Source organism: Streptomyces sp. NPDC005017 (assembly GCF_042873115.1).
Taxonomy (GTDB): Bacteria; Actinomycetota; Actinomycetes; order Streptomycetales; family Streptomycetaceae; genus Streptomyces.
Genome location: NZ_JBIALD010000003.1, coordinates 321040 through 340140, shown reverse-complemented (window position 1 = coordinate 340140; position 19101 = coordinate 321040). Strand labels below are relative to the sequence as shown.

The 19101-nt window shown below is 74.5% G+C and carries 18 protein-coding genes; 10 read left to right on the top strand and 8 right to left on the bottom strand.

Translation table 11 applies throughout. The features are described 5' to 3' along the window. Positions 1–36: 36 nt before the first annotated feature. Entirely contained in the window at positions 37–636 is a 600-nt protein-coding gene (gene dhaL, locus ACFYR0_RS06650; protein ID WP_389322566.1) for a dihydroxyacetone kinase subunit DhaL, read from the top strand. After that, complete coding sequence (locus ACFYR0_RS06645) at positions 629–1039, top strand: PTS-dependent dihydroxyacetone kinase phosphotransferase subunit DhaM (RefSeq protein ID WP_389322564.1); 411 nt, start codon at positions 629–631, stop codon at positions 1037–1039. Before dhaL ends, ACFYR0_RS06645 begins: the two co-directional genes overlap by 8 nt. 283 nt (positions 1040–1322) lie before the next feature. Here the strand turns inward: ACFYR0_RS06645 and ACFYR0_RS06640 are convergent, their stop codons facing one another. Further along, the gene (locus tag ACFYR0_RS06640) at positions 1323–2045 is read right to left on the bottom strand and encodes a glycoside hydrolase family 75 protein (RefSeq protein WP_389322562.1); all 723 of its coding nucleotides are present in this window, start codon (positions 2043–2045) and stop codon (positions 1323–1325) included. A gap of 372 nt (positions 2046–2417) precedes the next feature. Between ACFYR0_RS06640 and ACFYR0_RS06635 the strand changes: the two genes are divergently transcribed. Together ACFYR0_RS06635 and ACFYR0_RS06630 are read left to right on the top strand one after the other, a co-directional pair. Continuing rightward, positions 2418–3392 (top strand): fibronectin type III domain-containing protein, encoded by a 975-nt coding sequence (locus tag ACFYR0_RS06635; RefSeq protein WP_389322560.1) that lies wholly within the window; start codon positions 2418–2420, stop codon positions 3390–3392. Positions 3393–3677: 285 nt separating this feature from the next. Continuing rightward, positions 3678–4220, top strand: coding sequence for a hypothetical protein (locus ACFYR0_RS06630; protein WP_389322558.1), 543 nt, complete (start codon positions 3678–3680; stop codon positions 4218–4220). 22 nt (positions 4221–4242) lie between these two features. Here the strand turns inward: ACFYR0_RS06630 and ACFYR0_RS06625 are convergent, their stop codons facing one another. From ACFYR0_RS06625 to ACFYR0_RS06610, 4 genes are all read right to left on the bottom strand, one after another. Then, the gene (locus tag ACFYR0_RS06625; protein WP_386380019.1) at positions 4243–4788 is read right to left on the bottom strand and encodes a PadR family transcriptional regulator; all 546 of its coding nucleotides are present in this window, start codon (positions 4786–4788) and stop codon (positions 4243–4245) included. A 22-nt stretch (positions 4789–4810) separates the two neighbouring features. Further along, entirely contained in the window at positions 4811–6826 is a 2016-nt protein-coding gene (locus ACFYR0_RS06620; RefSeq protein ID WP_389322556.1) for an NADPH-dependent 2,4-dienoyl-CoA reductase, read from the bottom strand. Between the two features lie 97 nt (positions 6827–6923). Then, on the bottom strand, positions 6924–7292 hold the full coding sequence (locus ACFYR0_RS06615; RefSeq protein ID WP_389322554.1) for a hypothetical protein: 369 nt from the start codon (positions 7290–7292) through the stop codon (positions 6924–6926). Between the two features lie 525 nt (positions 7293–7817). Next, positions 7818–8690, bottom strand: coding sequence for a hypothetical protein (locus ACFYR0_RS06610; RefSeq protein WP_389322552.1), 873 nt, complete (start codon positions 8688–8690; stop codon positions 7818–7820). A gap of 596 nt (positions 8691–9286) precedes the next feature. On the opposite strand from ACFYR0_RS06610, the gene ACFYR0_RS06605 reads away from it, so the two are divergent. Beyond that, on the top strand, positions 9287–11365 hold the full coding sequence (locus ACFYR0_RS06605; RefSeq protein ID WP_389322550.1) for a SpoIIE family protein phosphatase: 2079 nt from the start codon (positions 9287–9289) through the stop codon (positions 11363–11365). A 117-nt stretch (positions 11366–11482) separates the two neighbouring features. Here ACFYR0_RS06605 and ACFYR0_RS06600 read toward each other — a convergent pair whose 3' ends face one another. The 3 genes from ACFYR0_RS06600 to ACFYR0_RS06590 form a co-directional block, all read right to left on the bottom strand. After that, the gene (locus ACFYR0_RS06600) at positions 11483–12394 is read right to left on the bottom strand and encodes a hypothetical protein (RefSeq protein WP_389322548.1); all 912 of its coding nucleotides are present in this window, start codon (positions 12392–12394) and stop codon (positions 11483–11485) included. Positions 12395–12596: 202 nt separating this feature from the next. Next, positions 12597–13406 carry a putative protein N(5)-glutamine methyltransferase gene (locus ACFYR0_RS06595; protein ID WP_389322546.1) on the bottom strand — a complete coding sequence of 270 codons (810 nt, stop codon included), beginning with the start codon at positions 13404–13406 and terminating at the stop codon, positions 12597–12599. 150 nt (positions 13407–13556) lie between these two features. Then, the gene (locus tag ACFYR0_RS06590) at positions 13557–14261 is read right to left on the bottom strand and encodes a GNAT family N-acetyltransferase (RefSeq protein WP_389322544.1); all 705 of its coding nucleotides are present in this window, start codon (positions 14259–14261) and stop codon (positions 13557–13559) included. A 186-nt stretch (positions 14262–14447) separates the two neighbouring features. Between ACFYR0_RS06590 and ACFYR0_RS06585 the strand changes: the two genes are divergently transcribed. The 5 genes from ACFYR0_RS06585 to ACFYR0_RS06565 all read left to right on the top strand — a co-directional run bounded on the left by ACFYR0_RS06585 (position 14448) and on the right by ACFYR0_RS06565 (position 19044). Further along, positions 14448–15053 carry a sulfite oxidase-like oxidoreductase gene (locus tag ACFYR0_RS06585; protein ID WP_389322542.1) on the top strand — a complete coding sequence of 202 codons (606 nt, stop codon included), beginning with the start codon at positions 14448–14450 and terminating at the stop codon, positions 15051–15053. Beyond that, complete coding sequence (locus ACFYR0_RS06580) at positions 15046–15804, top strand: ferredoxin reductase (RefSeq protein WP_389322540.1); 759 nt, start codon at positions 15046–15048, stop codon at positions 15802–15804. Before ACFYR0_RS06585 ends, ACFYR0_RS06580 begins: the two co-directional genes overlap by 8 nt. Positions 15805–15972: 168 nt before the next feature. Further along, positions 15973–16557 (top strand): hypothetical protein, encoded by a 585-nt coding sequence (locus ACFYR0_RS06575; protein ID WP_389322538.1) that lies wholly within the window; start codon positions 15973–15975, stop codon positions 16555–16557. Between the two features lie 197 nt (positions 16558–16754). Further along, positions 16755–17723 (top strand): acetylxylan esterase, encoded by a 969-nt coding sequence (locus ACFYR0_RS06570; RefSeq protein ID WP_389322536.1) that lies wholly within the window; start codon positions 16755–16757, stop codon positions 17721–17723. Between the two features lie 157 nt (positions 17724–17880). Further along, complete coding sequence (locus tag ACFYR0_RS06565) at positions 17881–19044, top strand: serine hydrolase domain-containing protein (RefSeq protein WP_389322534.1); 1164 nt, start codon at positions 17881–17883, stop codon at positions 19042–19044. Positions 19045–19101: the final 57 nt, after the last annotated feature.

Genomic DNA, 19101 nt, shown 5'->3' with positions numbered 1-19101 from the left:
GGGCCGGACGACGTACCTACCACGCAAGGAGATCCAGTGCTCGACGCCGATTTCTTCCGCCGCTGGATGACGGCGACGGCCGCGTCCGTCGACCGGGAGGCGGAACGGCTCACCGAACTCGACTCCCCCATCGGGGACGCCGACCACGGCAGCAATCTCCAGCGGGGCTTCCGCGCCGTGGCGGCCGCCCTGGAGAAGGACCCGCCCGGCACCCCGGGCGCGGTGCTCACCCTCGCCGGGCGGCAGCTGATCTCCACGGTCGGCGGCGCCTCCGGTCCGCTGTACGGGACGCTGCTGCGGCGCGCCGGCAAGGCGCTCGGGGACGCGCCGGAGGTCGGCGGGAAGGAGTTCGCCGACGCGCTGCGGGCGGGTGTCGAGGCGGTGATGGCGCTCGGCGGAGCCGCGCCCGGCGACAAGACCATGATCGACGCACTGGTGCCCGCGGTGGACGCGCTGGGCGGTTCCTTCGCCGCCGCGCGCACGGCCGCCGAGGAGGGCGCCGTGGCGACCACTCCGCTGCGGGCCCGCAAGGGCCGGGCCAGCTATCTGGGTGAACGCAGCATCGGCCATCAGGACCCGGGGGCGACCTCGTCCGCCCTGCTGATCGCCGCGCTGGTGGAGGCCGAAGGTGAGTGACGAGAAGCTCGTCGGGATCGTGCTGGTGTCCCACAGCGCCCAGGTGGCCGTGTCCGTGGCCGAACTGGCGCTGGGGCTGTCCGGCGGCGGGACGGCCGTGCCGGTGGCCCCGGCGGGCGGCACCGGGGACGGCGGGCTCGGCACCAGCGCCGAGCTGATCGCCGCCGCGGCCGCCGCGGTGGACCGGGGAGCGGGGGTCGCCGTGCTCACCGACCTGGGCAGCGCGGTGCTCACGGTCAAGGCGCTGCTGGCCGAGGGCGACGAGTTCCCGGACGGCACCCGGCTGGTCGACGCGCCCTTCCTGGAGGGCGCGGTCGCGGCGGTGGTCACGGCCGCGACGGGAGCGGACCTGGACGCGGTGGCCGCCGCGGCGGCGGAGGCGTACGACTACCGCAAGGCGTGAGGCGGGGCCCACGCGGAGGCTGGCGCCGGAGCGGGCCGCTCGGACACGGGGCGGACTCGGCGCGGCCCGGACACGGGGCGGACTCGGCGCGGCCCGGACGCAGGCGGGCCTCGGCGCGGCCCGGACGCAGGACGGACTCGGCGCGGGGCGGACGCAGGCGGGCCTCGGCGCGGCCCGGACGCAGGACGGACTCGGCGCGGGCCGGACGCAGGACGGACTCGGCGCGGGCCGGACGCAGGACGGACTCGGCGCGGGCGTGGGTGGGCCTCGGCGCGGCCGGGGCTCAGTCCGGGTTCGTGGCGACGAACCGCCGGGCCAGTCGTTCGCCCAGTTCCTCGGCGGCCGCCCTGCTCTCGATGGGTGTCACCTCCGAGTCCCTGAAGACGATGTAGGTGACTCCCGAGGGCGTGCCCCCGCCGTGCGGGTCGGGGTTGATGCCGAGGGCCTCGGCGGTGGCGTAGGAGGCCTCGCCGATCAGGTCGGCGGGGCCCTTGTCGCCGACCACGGCGTACTGGACGCGGTCGCGGTAGACCACGGCCGCGACCGCTCCCCCGCCCGCGCCGGACTCGCGGTGGTCCCAGACGGCGCTCGGCACGGGGACGACGACGTACGGCAGCCGCTGGGCGTCGAGCGGGTTTCCGTCGGACTGCGCGTAGGCCGTACCGGCGGAGAAGTAGGGGTCGGTGCCGCTGTTGCAGCGGGGGGTGGGCTGCCCGTCGCAGTCGATGTCCATGTCGGCCTTCCAGAACACCACGTCCTCGGTGCCGCAGACCGGGACCGTGGCGGGCTTCCCGTTGTCGGTGCGGTAGCGGCCGCGTGAGACGGGCGCGCAGTCCTGGACCTTCGCCAGGAGGTCGGCGGCGCGCACACCCCCGTCCCCGTCGGCACGCGCCGCCGGGGGTCCGGGCAGGCCCATGGACGCGGCGGCGGTTCCCGCGGAGGACTGCGTCATCGGGGCGAGCAGGGCGGCGCACGCCGCGGCCAGCGTCAGCGACTGGACACGCACGATAAGAGACCCTCTCCTGGGCGGTCTGACGGACACTCGGCCCAATCTGGTGCCGTTCGCGCCGTACGGCCATTTCGAGGGGGCCGGAAGGGGGGTGCGCCATGGGGGCGTTGGGAGGGAGGGCGCGAGGACCGGGGTCCGCACGCGCGTGTCCGGCCGCGGACCCCGGCCGTCGGCGCGGGGACCAGCGACGACAGCAGGCCGCGCCACAGGCCTGAACTCGCCGTCCTGTGAGGAGAGTTCGGCCGTGAGGTGGTTCAGCATACGTAACCCGCACCCCTGTTCGTCCACACCCCCCTCTTGATGTGATCGCGCCAGCGGGGCCATATTGGTCCGGACCATTGCCGCCGTGCCGCCCCGGGAGGCAGAGCCGTGCGACGCGTTACCGTTCCCGCCGCGCTGCTCTGCGGCGCCGCCCTGCTGCTGACGAGCGCGTGCGCGCGGGGGGCCGGGGGCGAGCGGCCGCCCGGGGTGCCGACCGGCGTCACCGCGGAGGCGGGCAGCGCGACCAGCGTCCATGTGATGTGGAACCAGGTGACCGGCGATCCCCCGGTCAGCGCCTACGAGGTCTACCGGGGCCGCGACAAGGTCGAGGAGGTCCCCGCCGACCGGCACATGGTGGACGTGGTCCGGCTGCGGCCCGGCACCTCGTACGTCTTCACCGTGCGCGCCCGCGACCGGGACGGACGGCTCGGCCCGCCCAGCCGCACGGTGCGCGCCTCGACCCCGGACGCCGTCGCCGCCGACACCTCGGCGCCCTCGCGGCCGGGCTCACTGGACGGCCGGGCCGTCGGCAGCCGCGCGGCCCAGCTGACATGGGCGGCGGCCACGGACGACCGGAAGGTGGCCTCGTACGACGTCTACCAGGGCGATACGAAGATCCACAGCGTCGGCGGGACGCAGACGGCCACCGTGGTCACCGGGCTGCGGCCGGGCACCCGGTACTCCTTCACCGTCCGGGCCCGGGACGCGGCGGACAACCTCTCGCCGGCGAGCGGGGCGGCGCGGCTCACCACCGCGCCGGGCGACGGCCGGGGCACGGCCACCGCGCCCGCGGACTTCCGCGCCGCCGCCCACCGCGCCGACGGGGCGTACTACATCGACCTGACCTGGGTACCGCCGCGCACCGACGGGCTCGTCACGGAGTACCAGGTCCATCTGGACGGCCGTGCGGCCACCTCACTGGTCTTCGGCGGAGAGCCGCCGCGGGACCGGGCGTCGTACAGCTTCTACGTCGGCGAGAAGGCGGGCGAGCGGCACCGGGTGCGGCTGCGGGCGAAGCTTCCCGACGGGACGTGGGGCGCGCTGTCGGCGGAGCGCACGGTGACGACCGGGGACGGCGGCTGACGCCACGGGAGCCCGGGCCGGGCCCGGCGAGCGGCACGCGTCACGGCTCACGGCTCACGGCTCACGGCTCACGGCTCACGGCTCACGGCTCACGGCGGACGCTGACTGCGGGCCGCCGGCGGGGGCTCGTTCGTCGGCCGTACGAGGTAATCCGTCACCTGCCCGGGGGCGGCCGGGGTGCGGGGCGGCACGGGGGCGCGTTGGCTGCCCGTGAGGCAGCACGGGCGTTCCCTATCTCGGCGGCGCAAGGGATGTACCGCCAACCGTGCCCCCGGAGGACGATCCATGAGCACTTCGACGCTCCTTGTGCGCGGTCTGACCGCGGCAGCCGCCGCCGCGCTGCCGCTCGCCCTCGCCGCGGCGCCGGCCGAGGCCCGCGCGTCCGGCATCTCGGTGAGCACCAGCGGCTCCACGGTGTCGGTCACGACCAGTTCCTGCAGTCTGATCAACGGCAGCTGGGGCAACGCCTCGCTGCTGGTCGGCAGCCAGGCCAACTTCGCCCAGGGCCGCCAGGTGGCCCTCACCGGCACACCCACGCTCCAGTCCGGCGCGTGGTCCAACGTCAGTCCCGGCACCTACACGGTCGTCGTGGTGTGCTCCAGCGGGATCACCGCGGGCACCCAGTCGGTGATCGTGTCGTCCGGTTCCACGCCCACCGCCCCCGCCACGGTCACCCCCTCGCCCTCGCGCGGTGTGATGGGCGGCCTGGGCGGCGGCATCCAGGACTACGGCACCCTCACCCTGGTCGGCGGCGGCGTGCTGGTGGCGGCCGGGGTGGGCGGCGCGGCCTGGTTCCTGCGCCGGAAGTCGAAGCCGTACCGGCTGTGACCGCGGCGTCCGGCCGCGGTGTTCAGTCGCCGTCCGGCAGGGCGGCGAGTTCCTCCACCGCCTGACTCAGCCAACTGGTCCAGAAGGTCTCCAGCTCGATGCCCGCCCGCAGCACCAGATGCTGGATGCGGTCGCGGTCGCTGTCCCGGCCGGGCGGGAAGTCCCGCTTCTCGATCTCCTCGTACTCGGCCAACTGCCGTCGGTGGAGGTCGAGATGGCGGCGCAGGTCGGCCTCGATGCCCTCGGTGCCGACCACGGCCGCGGCCCGCAGCCTGAGCAGCAGCACATCACGCTGCGGCTTGGGCTCCTGGGCCGCGGCCGTCCAGCGGGCCAGTTCGGCGCGGCCCGCGGGCAGAACCTCGTAGCTCTTCTTCTGCCCACGGGCCGGCTGCTCGCTCGGCAGCGCCCGGATGTAGCCCTCGGCCTCCAGTTTTCCCAGCTCGCGATAGATCTGCTGGTGCGTCGCCGACCAGAAGTAGCCGATCGACCGGTCGAAGCGACGGGTCAGCTCCAGCCCCGAGGACGGCTTCTCCACCAGGGCGGTCAGAATCGCGTGCGGGAGTGACATGGGGTCATCCTAGGGACGCCCCTCACAGGGCGGCCGCGACCTCCGTGCCCTGCTTGATCGCGCGCTTGGCGTCCAGTTCGGCGGCCACGTCCGCGCCGCCCACCAGATGCGCGCTGCGGCCCGCCGCGACCAGCGCGTCGTACAGCTCGCGGTGCGGCTCCTGCCCGGTGCACAGCACGACGGTGTCGACCTCGAGGACGGTGCTCTCCTCGCCGACCGTGATGTGCAGTCCGGCGTCGTCGATACGGTCGTAGCGCACGCCCGGCACCATGGTCACGCCGCGGTGCTTGAGCTCGGCGCGGTGGATCCAGCCGGTGGTCTTGCCGAGGCCCGCGCCGACCTTGGTGGTCTTGCGCTGGAGCAGGTGCACCTGGCGCGGCGGTTCGGGGCGCTCGGGGGCGGCGAGGCCGCCGGGTGCCGCGTAGTCCATGTCGACGCCCCACTGACGGAAGTACGTCCGCGGGTCCTCGTGCGCCTTGTCGCCGCCGTCGGTGAGGAACTCGGCCACGTCGAAGCCGATGCCGCCCGCGCCGAGCACGGCCACGCGGTCGCCGACCGGGGCGCCGTCGCGCAGCACGTCCAGGTAGCCGACGACGCTCGGGTGGTCGACGCCGGGGATCTCGGGGGTGCGCGGGGTGACGCCGGTGGCGACGACGATCTCGTCGTAGGCGGTCAGGTCCTCCGCCGAGACACGGGTCTCGAGGCGGACGTCGACGCCGTGCGCGTCGAGCTGGTGGCGGAAGTAGCGCAGGGTCTCGTCGAACTCCTGCTTGCCCGGGACCTTGCGGGCCACGTTGAGCTGGCCGCCGATCTCGCTCGCGGCGTCGAACAGCGTGACGTCGTGGCCGCGTTCGGCGGCGGTCACCGCGGCGGCGAGGCCGGCCGGTCCGGCGCCCACGACGGCGACGCGCTTGCGCAGCCGGGTCGGGGACAGCACGAGTTCGGTCTCGTGGCAGGCACGCGGGTTGACCAGGCAGGAGGTGATCTTCAGGCTGAACGTGTGGTCCAGGCAGGCCTGGTTGCAGCCGATGCAGGTGTTGATGGCCTCGGGGCGGCCCTCGGCGGCCTTGTTCACGAACGCGGCGTCGGCCAGCATCGGGCGGGCCATCGACACCATGTCCGCGGTGCCGTCGGCGAGCAACTGCTCGGCCAGCTCCGGGGTGTTGATGCGGTTGGTGGTGACCAGCGGGATGCTCACCTCGCCCATCAGGCGCTTGGTGACCCAGGTGTAGGCGCCGCGCGGCACGGAGGTGGCGATGGTGGGGATGCGGGCCTCGTGCCAGCCGATGCCGGTGTTGATGATCGTCGCGCCGGCCGCCTCGATCGCCTTGGCGAGGGTGATCACCTCGTCGAGGCTGGAGCCGCCGGGGACCAGGTCGAGCATGGACAGCCGGTAGATCAGGATGAAGTCGTCACCGACCGCCTCGCGCACCCGCCGCACGATCTCCACCGGGAAGCGCATGCGGTTCTCGTAGGAGCCGCCCCAGCGGTCGGTGCGGTGGTTGGTCTGCTGCGCGATGAACTCGTTGATGAGGTAGCCCTCGGAGCCCATGATCTCCACGCCGTCGTACCCGGCCCGCCGGGCGAGGCGGGCCGCTTCGGCGTAGTCGTCGATCGTCCGCTCGACCTCGGCGTCGGTCAGCTCGCGCGGCGGGAAGGGGCTGATCGGCGCCTGGATCGGGCTCGGGCCGACCAGCTCGGGGTGGTACGCGTACCGGCCGAAGTGCAGGATCTGCATCGCGATGCGGCCGCCCTCGCGGTGCACCGCGTCGGTGATCTCCCGGTGCTGCCCGGCCTCCGCCTCGGTGGTCATCTTGGCGCCGCCGGGGTAGGGCCGGCCCTCGTCGTTGGGCGCGATACCGCCGGTCACGATGAGGCCCACGCCGCCGCGGGCGCGCTCGGCGTAGAAGGCCGCCATGCGCTCGAAGCCGCGCTCGGCCTCCTCCAGGCCTACGTGCATCGAGCCCATCAGGACGCGGTTGGGCAGCGTGGTGAAGCCCAGGTCGAGCGGGCTCAGCAGGTGGGGATAACGGCTCATCGGGCCCTCCGTGCGCGGTGTGGTTCCTCTGTTGTAGAGGACCGCGCACGGATTATGCAACTAGTTGCAGAACGAGGTGAGGGGCTTGTGGCCGACGTCACCGGCTTTCCAGCAGGACGTGCAGCTCCCTCTCCTGGTCGCCCGAGGTGGTGGCGAGGTCACGCACGCTGAACAGGGGGTCCAGGGTGGTGCGAAGGCGGTTGATCGCCCAGTAGCCGCCCTGGGCGTCGACCTCGACGCTCGCGGTGAGCCGTGCGGGCGGGGGGCACTGGTGGGCCTCGGTGACCTCGAAGGTGCCGAGCCACACCATGGGGCGGGTCTCGTGCAGTTGCTGGGGGACGTCGTCGCTGGCGCGGTCCGACTCGAAGCAGGCGCAGAGTGCGTCGAAGACGATCCTGGCGTCCTCCTTGCTGCAGCCGCTGATCTCGACGGAGACGGATTCCTCGTGCGGTCGGTCCTTGTCCATCGTGATCGCTCCTTTCGTTGGGCCCGGCCCCGCGCGGGTTTCCGTGGAAAGGGGCCACATGCCTAGAAAACCACCGATCTCCTGGGCGGGCACGAGGGGTTTTGAGCGGAGGGGTGGGGGCGGGCCTGCCGTGCGGGCGGGTGCGGGTGCGTTGGGGCTGGTCGCGCAGTTCCCCGCGCCCCTTGCGCGGCGGTGGCCGGGGGTGCCGTGCGAGGGGCTCGGGGGTTTCGGGCCCGGTGGGTGGGCGCGGGTGTGTGGGGGCTGGTCGCGCAGTTCCCCGCGCCCCTTTCGCGGCGGTGGTGGGTGCCGTGAGGGGCACGGGGGATCGGGTGCCCGGTGGGCGGGTGCGGGTGCGTTGGAGGTGGTCGCGCAGTTCCCCGCGCCCCCTTCTCGGCGGTGGCCGGGGGGTGTCGTGAAAGGGACTCGGGGGTCGGGGGCTTGGTTGTGGGTGCGGGTGCGTTGGATGTGGTCGCGCGGTTCCTCGCACCCCTTGCGCGCGGGAGGGGTCGCGGGTGTCCTTGGGGGTCAGGTGCGGGTGAAGCGGTAGGTCTTGCTGTCGGTGAGGACGCAGAAGCCGGGGGAGATGACGATGACGCGGAGGGTGGCGGTGCGGCGGTCGTAGTCGATGCCCTCGGTCTCGAAGGAGCCGGAGCAGCCGCTGCGCAGGGGCAGCTGGCGCAGGGCGGTCACGCGGCCGGACACGTCGGAGGTGCCGGGCGCGGCGGAGAGGTCGATCTGGAGGAGCGGCTTGGTCATGCCGAAGAGCGAGCCCTCCGGGTCGTCGGAGGAGCAGAGCAGGGTGGTGGGGCCGGAGAAGTCGCAGCCCTGGACGTCCCGTACGGCGCGGTCCAGGCGGACCGTCGAGGCCTGCGGGAGGTTGGCGGAGGGCGAGGTGCCGGGGTTGACGCCCGGCGTCGGGAACACCAGCAGCCGGGTCATGGTGCCCCACTCCCCCGCCAGCATCCACTGGCCGTCGGGCGAGATCGCCACCCAGGAGTTGTTCAGCGCCTCGCCCGGGCTCAGCGCGTGGACGTACTCCGACCAGGCACCGCCCGGCGCCTGCACCCGGAACATCTTCGCCGCGCCGGAGTCGCGCTGGTAGGGCTCGACGTAGTAGCCGCCGTACGACGCGTCCGGGTCGCCGACGTGGTTCCAGCCCCGGGCGGAGAGGCCGACGGGGATGGTCCCGATGCCGGTGTACCGGTGGGGGCTCCCCGCGGGCACCTCCACCGACGTCAGGCCCTGGCTCTCGTCCAGCGGCCGGGCCCGGTCGGAGCCGACCTCCACCCAGTTGTCGGCGGCCGCGGCGGGCGGCGCGGCGGACAGTACGGCGGCACTGGCGAGAGCGACGAGTCCGGTCAGGACGGCATGACAACGTTGCCGGGCGCGCAGGGGCATCGAGTCGGCTCCTCGGGTCGGGGGGTGGGTTCCGCTCGGCGCACAGTCTGGCGTGACAAAGTGGTCATGTACAGACCAGAACTGGAACGCGGGCGCCGGCCCACAGACCCCCGGCCCCCAGGGCGAGTTCGGCCGCCGGCGGCAGGGGCGGCCGTGCCGGGCGCAGCACTGCTCGAAGCCGGGCGGGGGCCGGCCGCGGGACGGCGGGCGCGGGCGGGCCGGGACGGCGGTGACCGCGCCCAGGGCGAAGGCCGGTGACGCACAGTGCCCCCCATCACCCTCCGCACACTGGACATGCGGCCGACCGCGGCCGGGTGGCGCCGTTCCCGCAGGTCAACGCCTTACGAGCGCGCTCCGCACCCGTACCGACGCCGCCTCGCCCGTCCCCGTCGCCACGCCTCCGTCGGCACCGTCCCGAAGGTCCCGATACGCCCCGGACACCCCCGACCCGTCCGTTCACCGGGACGAGACCACCCGCCCTGAGGGATGGTGGAGACGGACGGTGTGGCGTATGAGAGATGGTTGAGCGTAGTACGGCATGGGGAGTCGGCACGGGGGACGGCGTGCCGGGAGGACGGGTGAAGGCGGTGCGTTCGATGGGTGCAGCCGGGCCTCCTGTGACGGCGGGCGGTGAGCCGGTACGCGGTCCCTCGCGGCCCAGCGGGCTGCTGGACGTCATCAACGTGGCCTCGATCGTGCTGGACGACGAGGGCCGGATCGTGCTGTGGAGCCCGCAGGCCGAGGAGCTGTTCGGGTACTCCGCCGAGGAGGCGCTCGGCCGGTACGCGGCGCAGATCATGGTGCACGAGCAGCACATGGAGCTCGTCATCAAGCTGTTCGCCGACGTGCTGGCCACCGGCGAGGGCTGGGCGGGCGCCTTCCCGGTACGGCACAGGGACGGCTCCACCCGGCTGGTCGAGTTCCGCAACATGCGTCTGCTCGACGACCGGGGCGACGCCTACGCCCTCGGCCTCGCCGCCGACCAGACGACCGTGCGCCGGCTGGAGCGGGACGTCGCCCTGTCCGACCGCATGGTCGCCCAGTCCCCCATCGGTCTGGCCGTGCTGGACACGACCCTGCGGTACGTCTCCGTCAACCCGGCGCTCGAACGCATCGACGGTGTCCCGGCCGACGAGCACCTGGGCCGCACCACCGGCGAGGTGCTGCCCCGCCTGGACGTGAGCGAGCTCCAGGACGCCGCGCGCCAGGTGCTGGCCACCGGACGGCCCGTGGTGGACCGCTCGGTCGTCGGACGCATTCCCGCCGACCCGGACGCGGACCACGCCCTGTCGGTGTCCCTGTACCGCCTCGAGGACTCCCTGGGCACGGTCCTGGGCGTCGCCGTGTCGGTCGTGGACGTCACCGAGCAGTACCGGGCGGGCGTCGAGGCCGAGACCGCCCGGCGCCGGCTGGCCCTCATCGCGGACGCCTCCGCCCGGATCGGCACCACCCTGGACCTGGACCGCACCGCCGGTGAACTCGCGGACGTGGCCGTGCCCGAGCTGGCCGACGTCGCCGCCGTGGACCTGCTGGAGGCGGTCTTCACCGGGCGCCGCACCAGCCTCGGTCCGGCCCAGGCCGCCGTGATCCGGGCCCTGGCGGTGCGCGCCGACCGCTCGCCGCTGGCCCTGGAGGCGGCCGACCCGGCCGGGCAGATCACCCGCTACGGCGCCGACCGGCTGATCACCGAGTGTGTGCGCACGGGCCGCCCGATGCTGCTGCCGCACGTCACGGAGGCCGACCTGCCGCGGATCGCGCGCTCCGGCGAGACGGCCGGGCTGCTGGGCCGCGCGGGCGTCCACTCGTACCTCGCGGTGCCGCTGATCGCCCGCGGCGAGGTGCTGGGCGCGCTGGACCTCAAGCGCACCCGCAACCCGCTGCCGTTCACCGACGACGACGTGCTGCTCGCGCGGGAGCTGGCGGCCCGCGCGGCCGTGCAGATCGACAACGCGCGCTGGTACCAGAACGCCCGCGACACCGCTCTCACCCTCCAGCGCAGCCTGCTGCCCAGCCATCCGTCCGTGACCGGCGGGCTGGAGGTCGCCTCGCGCTACCAGCCCGCGGGCGCCACCACCGAGGTCGGCGGCGACTGGTTCGACGTCATCCCGCTGGACGGCGGCAAGACCGCGCTGGTCGTGGGCGACGTGATGGGCAGCGGCATCTCGGCGGCGGCGACCATGGGCCGGCTGCGCACCGCCACCACCACCCTCGCCTCCCTCGACCTGGACCCGGCGCTGCTCCTGGAGCACCTCGACCGGATCACCGCCGACCTGGACCAGGCCATCGCCACCTGCCTGTACGCCGTCCACGACCCGGCGCGCGGAGAGTGCAGGATCGCCAACGCGGGCCATCTGCCGCCCGCCCTGATCCGGGCCGGCGCCGACCCCCAGCTGCTGGACCTGCCGACCGGGGCTCCGCTGGGCGTGGGCGGGGTGGCGTTCGCGACGACGGCGTTCGACTTCCACCCCGGCGACCAGCTGGTCCTGTACACGGACGGGCTGGTGGAGACTCGCCGCCACTCACTGGACGAGCGCCTCGACACCCTGCTCGACCTGCTGCACGGCCCCACGCGGCCGCTGGACGAGGTCTGCGACCTGCTGGTGCACACCCTGCACCACCCGGACAACCACGACGACGTGGCCCTGCTCATCGCCCGCGTGCGCGACGAGGACTGAGCGGGACCGCCGGCTCGCCCGCACCACGGGAACGAGCCGGACCGGCCCCGCTCTCGGCGGCATCCGGCCCCGCTCTCGGCAGAGTCCGGTCTCGCTCTCGGCGGAGTCCGGCCCCGCTCAGCCTTCGTCCGGCATACCGCCCGCGTGGTCCCCGTACGGCACCGGACGGCCCGTGAAGGCGTCCAGCAGCACGCGGTCGCCGACCGGCTCGGCGAGCTTCACCGTCACCTCGGTGAACCGGAGGTCGGCGGTGCAGTCCCCGTCGCTCGGGTCGCGGATCCATCCCGAGAGCACGACCGAGCCGTCCGTCTCCAGCACGTCCGCGGCGGGGCCCTTGTCGCAGGAGCCGTGACCGGCCAGCACGGTGACGGAACGGCCGTCCCGTGACGTCCGTACGAACTGCTGGAGCGGCCACTGCTCGTTGCTGGGCGAGTCCGCGGCGGGCCCGATCGGGGACTCGGGCTTTTCGGACGGGTCGAGGGCGACGCGCTTCAACGGCGTGTCGTAGCCGTCGAGGGTGAACAGCCAGGCCGGGACCGTCGCCGGGCCGCGGCTGGTGACCAGCTTCATCGTGCCGAGCCGCGCCCCGGTGACCACCAGCTCGGGGCCGCCCCCGCTGTCGCGGTCCAGCTTCGCCAGCGTCTCGCGGGCGTCCATCATCGGCAGGGTCAGCGAACGCCCGTCGGCCCAGGCGACCTCGCCCTCGTCGCGGTCGGAGGCGGGCAGTTCGCCGCGCAGGCCGAAGTTCCGCGTGAGGTACGCCTCCTTGTCGGCGCCGTTGCGGAAGGCGTTCTCGGGTGTCTCGACCACGTCCGCCATCGGGTAGAAACCGCGCCGGTACACGTCCGCCGCCGTGGAGCCGTCCCAGGCCTCGGCCACCCGCCGGGCACGTTCCTGTGTCCCGCCGGGCCGTTCGCCGTCGCCGACTCGGGTGGTGCCGTGAGGCCGGCGCTCCTCGCCGCAGCCGGTGGCGGCGGCCGCCGCCAGGGCGGTGACGACACAGAGAAGTCGGACGGTGCTGTTGCGCATGGATTCCCCCTGGGACCGTGAGGTGGTGCTCCTTCGACGCGGGGGCACCGCGCGACGTTCACGGGAACGGGCGGAAATCCGCCGGGCGGCGGTCGGACGTGGACGTGGCCCGCCGGGACGACGTGGCCGAGGACGCCCGCCCCCGGCGCACGACTCCTACGCCTTCAGACGCACGCCTCCTACGCCGTCGCGGGAGGCGGGCTCAGTCGGCCCGGGTGCCGATGACCACCTGGGCGTGGAGCTCCTCGTCCTCGGCGACCCGGGTGGCAAGCCCCGTTGCGCTGAAGGCCTCCGTCGCCGCGAGGGCCTGGCGCTCACTGGTCTCGATCAGCAGGAGGCCGCCGGGCGCCAGCCAGCCGGGCGCCCCGGCGACGACCCTGCGCAGCACGTCCAGCCCGTCGGCACCGCCGTCGAGCGCGACGAGGGGCTCGTGGTCACGGGCCTCGGCGGGCAGCAGCCCGACCTCGTCGGTGGGGACGTAGGGGACGTTGGCGGCCAGGATGTCGATCCGGCCGCGCAGTTCACCGGGCAGCGCCTCGAAGAGGTCACCCTGGTGGACACGGCCGCCCGCGGCGGCGGTGTTGCGGGCGGCGCAGCGCACGGCGACGGGGTCGATGTCGGCGGCGTGCAGCTCGACCGGGCCGAGCGCGGCGGCGAGGGCGGCGCCGACCGCGCCCGAGCCGCAGCACAGGTCCACCACGACCCGGGCGCCGGGCCGTTCGGCGAGGGCCTGGCGGACCAGGAACTCGGTGCGGCGGCGCGGCACGAACACACCGGGTTCGACCACGATCCGGCGGCCCGCGAACTCGGCCCAGCCGAGGACGAGTTCGAGCGGCAGCCCGGACGCTCGCCGGTCGGCCATCGCGGCGGCCTCCGCCGGGGTGCGGGCGGTGGCGAGGATCAGCTCGGCCTCGTCCTCGGCGAAGACGCAGCCCGCGGCCCGCAGCGCGGCGACGAGGGCGGACCGGGACGCGGGGCCTGAGCCGGAGGTGGTGGAATCCGTGGAAGTCATCGAGCCGCCAGCCTACCCAGTGATCATCCGGCCGCCGCCCGCCCCCGGCACCCTCCCGCGATCCGCCATCTGCCATCCGCGAACCGCGAACCGCGAACCGCGACCCGTGATCCGTGATCCGCGAGCCCCGGCCCACCCCGGCCCGCAGCCCTACGCCAACGCCTCCACGGCCCGCCCCTGCGGCGCCCTGGCCGCCAGGAACGAGGTCCGCGTGCGGAGCCGGAAGCCGAGGGCCTCGTAGAGGCGTACGGCGTCGGTGTTGCCCGCGCTCGCGTGCAGGAAGGGCGTCTCGCCGCGCTCCCGGATGCCGTGGGCGACGGCGAGGATCAGACGGCTGGCGAGGCCCTCGCCCCGGACGGCCGGGTCCGTGCACACGGCGCTGATCTCGGTCCAGCCCGGCGGATGGAGCCGTTCACCGGCCATGGCGACCAGTACCCCGCCCCGGCGGATGCCCAGATAGGTGCCCATGTCGATGGTGCGGGGCAGGAAGGGGCCCGGCCGGGTGCGCTCGACCAGGGCGAGCATCTCCGGGACGTCGGCGGGCCCCAGCACCACGGCCTCAGGATCGGGCGCGGCCGCCAGCCCGTCGTCCACCAGCTGCACCCCGTCCATCTCGAAGGTGATCTCCCAGCCCGCCGGGACCCGCCCCCGGAAGGCCGGCAGAGGCACCTCGGCACCGGGCCCGGCGAGCGCCGCCAGGTCGGCCCAGTCCCGGGCGTCCGGGGCGTCGGGCAGGGCCAGCCAGGGCGAGACGTCGAGCGGGTAGCGCAGCACCCGGCCGCGCCGCTCGGCGAAGCGGGCGTGGGGGCCGGAGAGGGAGGCGAGGGCCGGGTTGTCCAGGACGTGTGCGCTCATGCCAGGTCCAATCCCGTGCCGCCGGAGCCGTATTCCCGCAGCTGGGCCGTGTTCATACGGCCTTAATGACCGCGGAGGCCGGGGACGCGTCCCGGTGCGCGTACGGTTGAATGTGTAAGCAACACGAATGCGTCTTCTCGGACGCAGGCACCCCCTTCCCATGCTCGTAGGCAGGCACCCCCTTCCATGAACGTCACCCGAGGCTTCTCCGGGCGGCCGCGCGTCGACCGTCCCGGACTGCCGCCCGGCCAGTACGACGCGGGCGACGACTGGCCCGTCCTGTCCGCCGAGGTCACCCCCGACCTCACGCCCGAGGACTGGACCTTCCAGGTCGACGGCCTGGTCGAGCGGCCGCGGACCTGGGACTGGGACGCGGCGCACGCGCTGCCCGGGTCGGTGTACGAGGGCGACATCCACTGCGTGACGAGCTGGTCGAAGTTCGGCGTGCGCTTCGGCGGGGTGTCCCTCGACACGTTCCTGGAAGCGGCGGGCCCGCTGCCCTCCGCCACCCACGCCGTGGCCTGGTCGCACACCGGCTACACCACCAACCTGCCGCTCGCCGACCTGACCGGCGGCAGGGCGTGGATCGCCTGGGAGTTCGACGGCGAGCCGCTCGCCCCGGAGCACGGCGGCCCGGCCCGGCTGCTGGTGCCGCACCTGTACTTCTGGAAGAGCGCCAAGTGGATCGCGGGGCTGCGGCTGCTCGACCACGACGAGCCCGGCTTCTGGGAGCAGAACGGCTACCACCAGCGCGGCAACCCGTGGGAAGAGCAGAGGTTCACCGGTGACTGAGACGACCTTCGCGCCCCCGGCACGGTTCGCGATCCCCGGCCGGATCTCCGTGCCCACGCACGTCGCCACGGTCTGGCAGAGCGCGACGATCACCGAGATCCGCCGGGAGACCCCGCGGGCCGCCACCTTCCGCTTCGCGGTGCCGTCCTGGGCGGGCCATGTGCCCGGCCAGCACCTCCAGTTGCGGCTGACCGCGCCGGACGGCTACACCGCCCAGCGCCACTACTCCCTCGCCTCCGCGCCCGACGGCTCCGGGCACATCGAACTGACCCTGGACCATGTGGCGGACGGCGAGGTCTCGGGCTGGTTCCACACCGAGGCCCGCATCGGTGACAGCGTCGAGGTGCGCGGCCCGCACAGCGGCTTCTTCGCCTGGCCGGGCGACCGGGCCGCACTGCTGATCGGCGCCGGTTCCGGAGTCGTGCCGCTGATGTCGATGGTCCGCCACCACCGCGCGCGGGGCCTCACCGTGCCGCTGCGGCTGGTGGTGTCCGCGCGCAGCCCCGAGGAGCTGATCTACGCGGGCGAGTACGGCCCCGAGACGACTCCGGTGTTCACCCGCGGCGCGCCCGAGGGTGTTCCCGTGGGACGGCTGACCGGTGCGCATCTGGCCGGGCTGCTGGCCGAACCGCCCGCCGGGGGCTGGGAGGCGTACGTCTGCGGCTCGGACTCCTTCGCCGAGCACGCCTCGCGGCTGCTGGTCGCGGCGGGCCAGCCGGTGGACCGCATCCGCATCGAGCGCTTCGGCTGACCCGCGCGGCCGGCCCGGCCGCGCGGGACCTTCCATGGAACACCGGCGTCCGGCTGCTCGACCTCCGGCCGCCTTCCGCCCGTCTCCCGGTACTTCGGTGAACGATGTGCGTTGTCCGGGTACTTGAAGGGCGAGGGCACTCCACGCGCCGTGGCGAGGGGGTCGGTGGTGCGAACCGGGTTGCGCGAGTGGGCGTTGCGGCCGAACCGGCTGCGCCGCCGTTCGGACGTGGTCGAGGCGTGGACGGTGATGACCGCCGCCGTACTGCTGGTCCTGGGCGCGCCGCTGGCGGGTCTGGCGGCGGGCGGGCTGGCGTACGGCGAGGCCTCCTCGGCGGCACAGGCGCTGCGCGCGGAGCGGCGTGAGGTCCGGGCCGAGGTGCTCGGGGACATGCCGCCGCCGCTGCCCGCGCTCCAGGGCGGGCGTCCGGTCACCCGGCACGCCACCGTGCGCTGGCGCGGGCCGGAGGGCACGGCGGGCACCACGCGCGCGGCGGTTCCGGCGGACGCCCGGCGCGGTGACCTGGTCGAGCTCTGGCTGGACCCGCGCGACCGTGCCGTCGCGCCGCCTCCGGACGTCTCCTCGGTGTGGCAGCACACCCTCGCGATGGGCATCTGCGGCGCGGGCGGCACGGCGGGCCTGGTGCTCGCCGCCCTCACCCTGATCCGCCGCGTCGCCGCCCGGCGCCGCCTGGCCGAGTGGGAGCGGGACTGGGCGCGCGTCGAACCGCGGTGGACGGGCCGCCGGGGCTGAGGCACGGGCGGACTCGGCCACGGGAGACGCGGGCGGACCCGGGGTACGGGAGCGCGGGGCGAGGCCAGGGGTCCGCGATGCGGCGGGCCCGCGAGGGACGAGGCCGGGGTTGCCGGAGACGGCGGGGCCTGGTTCCTGTGCACGCTCCCACGTACGGTGTGGTCGATCATCCGCGTCCCTGCCGAAGGCGGTCCTGCATGGCCCTGTTCGACCTCCCCCTGGACGAGCTCCGCGCGTACCGCAGCGAGTCCGCCGCCCCGGAGGACTTCGACGCCTTCTGGGCCGAGACCCTCCAGGAGGCACGCGAGTTCGACCTGGACGCGCGGTTCGAACCGGTCGACACCGGGCTGTCCACGGTGCGGGTGTACGACGTGACGTTCGCCGGGTTCGGCGGCCATCCGGTGAAGGGCTGGCTGCGGCTCCCGGCGGACGCGACCGGACCGCTGCCGCTGATCGTGGAGTTCGTCGGGTACGGCGGCGGACGGGGCCTGCCCCACGAGCACCTGCTCTGGGCCTCCAGCGGCCGGGCGCACTTCACCATGGACACGCGCGGCCAGGGCAGCGTCTGGGGCGGAGGCGGCGGCACCGCCGACCCGGTGGGCGGCGCGCCCGCGTACCCGGGCTTCATGACGCGGGGCATCGACGCCCCCGGGAACTACTACTACCGCCGGGTGTTCACCGACGCCGTGCGCGCGGTGGAGGCGGCCCGTTCGCACCCGCTGGCGGACGCCTCGCGGACCGTGGCGGTCGGCGCGAGCCAGGGCGGCGGCGTCACGCTCGCCGTCGGGGGCCTGGTGCCCGGCCTGGTGGCGGTGGCGCCGGACGTGCCGTTCCTGTGCGACTTCCCCCGCGCCACGACCCTGACGGACCGTCACCCGTACCGCGAGATCGGCCTGTACCTCAGGACGCACCGCGGCCGCACCGAGGACGCCCTGCGCACGCTGTCGTACTTCGACGGCGTCCACTTCGCCGCCCGCGGCACCGCCCCCGCCCTGTTCTCCGCGGCCCTGGAGGACCAGACCTGCCCGCCGTCGACGGTGTTCGCCGCGTTCAACGCCTGGGGCGGCGACGACAAGTCCATCGAAGTGTACGACTTCAACGACCACGAGGGCGGCGGCCCGCACCACGAGGCGGCCAAGCTGCGCTGGGTCCGGACGTACGCCTGACGGCCGTACGCCCGAGGGACGTCGCCCGTCAGGTACGCCGCGCACCCGCGCGCCCGGAGCGCCTGCCCCCTTCTTCCGTCCAGTCCGACCAGTCGGTACGGTCATCGGGCCCGGCCCCGTGAGGAGGCCGGGGTCCCGATGGACGACGGAGGGGTTCATGCCCGAGCAGGCGCCCGAGGTGCACGGCCGGTGCGACGCGCGGTTCGCCGCGGTGCGCACGGCGTTCGAGGAGAACTTCCGCGACCGCGGCGAGTTGGGGGCGGCGGTCGCCGTCACCGTCGACGGCGAGACGGTGGTGGACCTGTGGGGCGGGTGGGCCGACGCGGCCCGCACCCGCCCCTGGGAACGGGACACCCTGGTCAACGTCTGGTCGACCACCAAGGGCCCGGTCGCGCTGTGCGCGCACATCCTCGCGGACCGGGGGCTGCTCGACCTGGACGCGCCGGTGGCGTCGTACTGGCCGGAGTTCGGGGCCGCGGGCAAGGAGAAGGTGCTCGTACGGCATCTGCTCTCGCACCGGGCCGGGCTGTCCGGCCTGCCCCGGCCGCACTCCGTGGCCGACCTGTACGACTGGGAGACCACCGTCGCCCGGCTCGCCGCGGCGGCGCCCTGGTGGGAGCCGGGCACCCGCTCGGGCTATCACGCGCTGACGTACGGCCATATGGTCGGCGAGGTCGTCCGGCGGGTCTCGGGGCTGCGGCCCGGGGCGTTCCTCGCCCGCGAGGTCACCGGGCCGCTCGGGATCGACTTCACGATCGGGCTGCCCGGGACGGAGTCCGGGCGGGCGGCCGAACTGGTGCCCACACGCGACACGACGGGACAACGGGCGGCCGCTTTCGGCCAGTTGCCGCCCGCGGGAGTCGCCGCGCTGGCCAACCCGCTGGTCGGGGCCGCCGAGGCGAACAGCCCCGCCTGGCGGACCGCGGAGATCCCGGCCGCCAACGGCCACGGCACCGCGCGGGCGGTCGCCGCCCTCTACGGCATCCTCGCGGGCGGGGGCACGTACGACGGCCACCGGGTGCTGTCCGGCCCGGCGGCCGAGCGGGTCCGGGAGGGCCAGGGGGCCTGCCTGGACCTTGTGCTGGGGGCGGGTTTCGGGCACGAGACCGAGATCGCGCTGGGACTGTGGCTGAGCGGCCCGCACGGCTCGTTCGGGCCGAACCCGCGGGCTTTCGGACATGACGGGGCGGGCGGCTCGTGCGGGCTGGCGGACCCGGAGGCCGGGGTGTCACTCGGCTATGTGATGAACCGCATGGGCACCCGCCTCGCCGACGATCCACGCAAGTCCGCCCTGGTGGAAGCCCTTTACAGCGCGCTGTGAGGCCGGTGCGGGGCATACGGTTTCGGACGAACCATCAGATCGCCCTTCCCAACTGGT

Coding starts and splice junctions, on each gene's coding strand:
- ACFYR0_RS06630 (WP_389322558.1), top strand. CDS start 3,678: ATGAGCACTTCGACGCTCCTTGTGCGCGGTCTGACCGCGGCAGCCGCC.
- ACFYR0_RS06625 (WP_386380019.1), bottom strand. CDS start 4,788: ATGTCACTCCCGCACGCGATTCTGACCGCCCTGGTGGAGAAGCCGTCC.
- ACFYR0_RS06620 (WP_389322556.1), bottom strand. CDS start 6,826: ATGAGCCGTTATCCCCACCTGCTGAGCCCGCTCGACCTGGGCTTCACC.
- ACFYR0_RS06615 (WP_389322554.1), bottom strand. CDS start 7,292: ATGGACAAGGACCGACCGCACGAGGAATCCGTCTCCGTCGAGATCAGC.
- ACFYR0_RS06610 (WP_389322552.1), bottom strand. CDS start 8,690: ATGCCCCTGCGCGCCCGGCAACGTTGTCATGCCGTCCTGACCGGACTC.
- ACFYR0_RS06605 (WP_389322550.1), top strand. CDS start 9,287: ATGGGTGCAGCCGGGCCTCCTGTGACGGCGGGCGGTGAGCCGGTACGC.
- ACFYR0_RS06600 (WP_389322548.1), bottom strand. CDS start 12,394: ATGCGCAACAGCACCGTCCGACTTCTCTGTGTCGTCACCGCCCTGGCG.
- ACFYR0_RS06595 (WP_389322546.1), bottom strand. CDS start 13,406: ATGACTTCCACGGATTCCACCACCTCCGGCTCAGGCCCCGCGTCCCGG.
- ACFYR0_RS06590 (WP_389322544.1), bottom strand. CDS start 14,261: ATGAGCGCACACGTCCTGGACAACCCGGCCCTCGCCTCCCTCTCCGGC.
- ACFYR0_RS06585 (WP_389322542.1), top strand. CDS start 14,448: ATGAACGTCACCCGAGGCTTCTCCGGGCGGCCGCGCGTCGACCGTCCC.
- ACFYR0_RS06570 (WP_389322536.1), top strand. CDS start 16,755: ATGGCCCTGTTCGACCTCCCCCTGGACGAGCTCCGCGCGTACCGCAGC.
- ACFYR0_RS06565 (WP_389322534.1), top strand. CDS start 17,881: ATGCCCGAGCAGGCGCCCGAGGTGCACGGCCGGTGCGACGCGCGGTTC.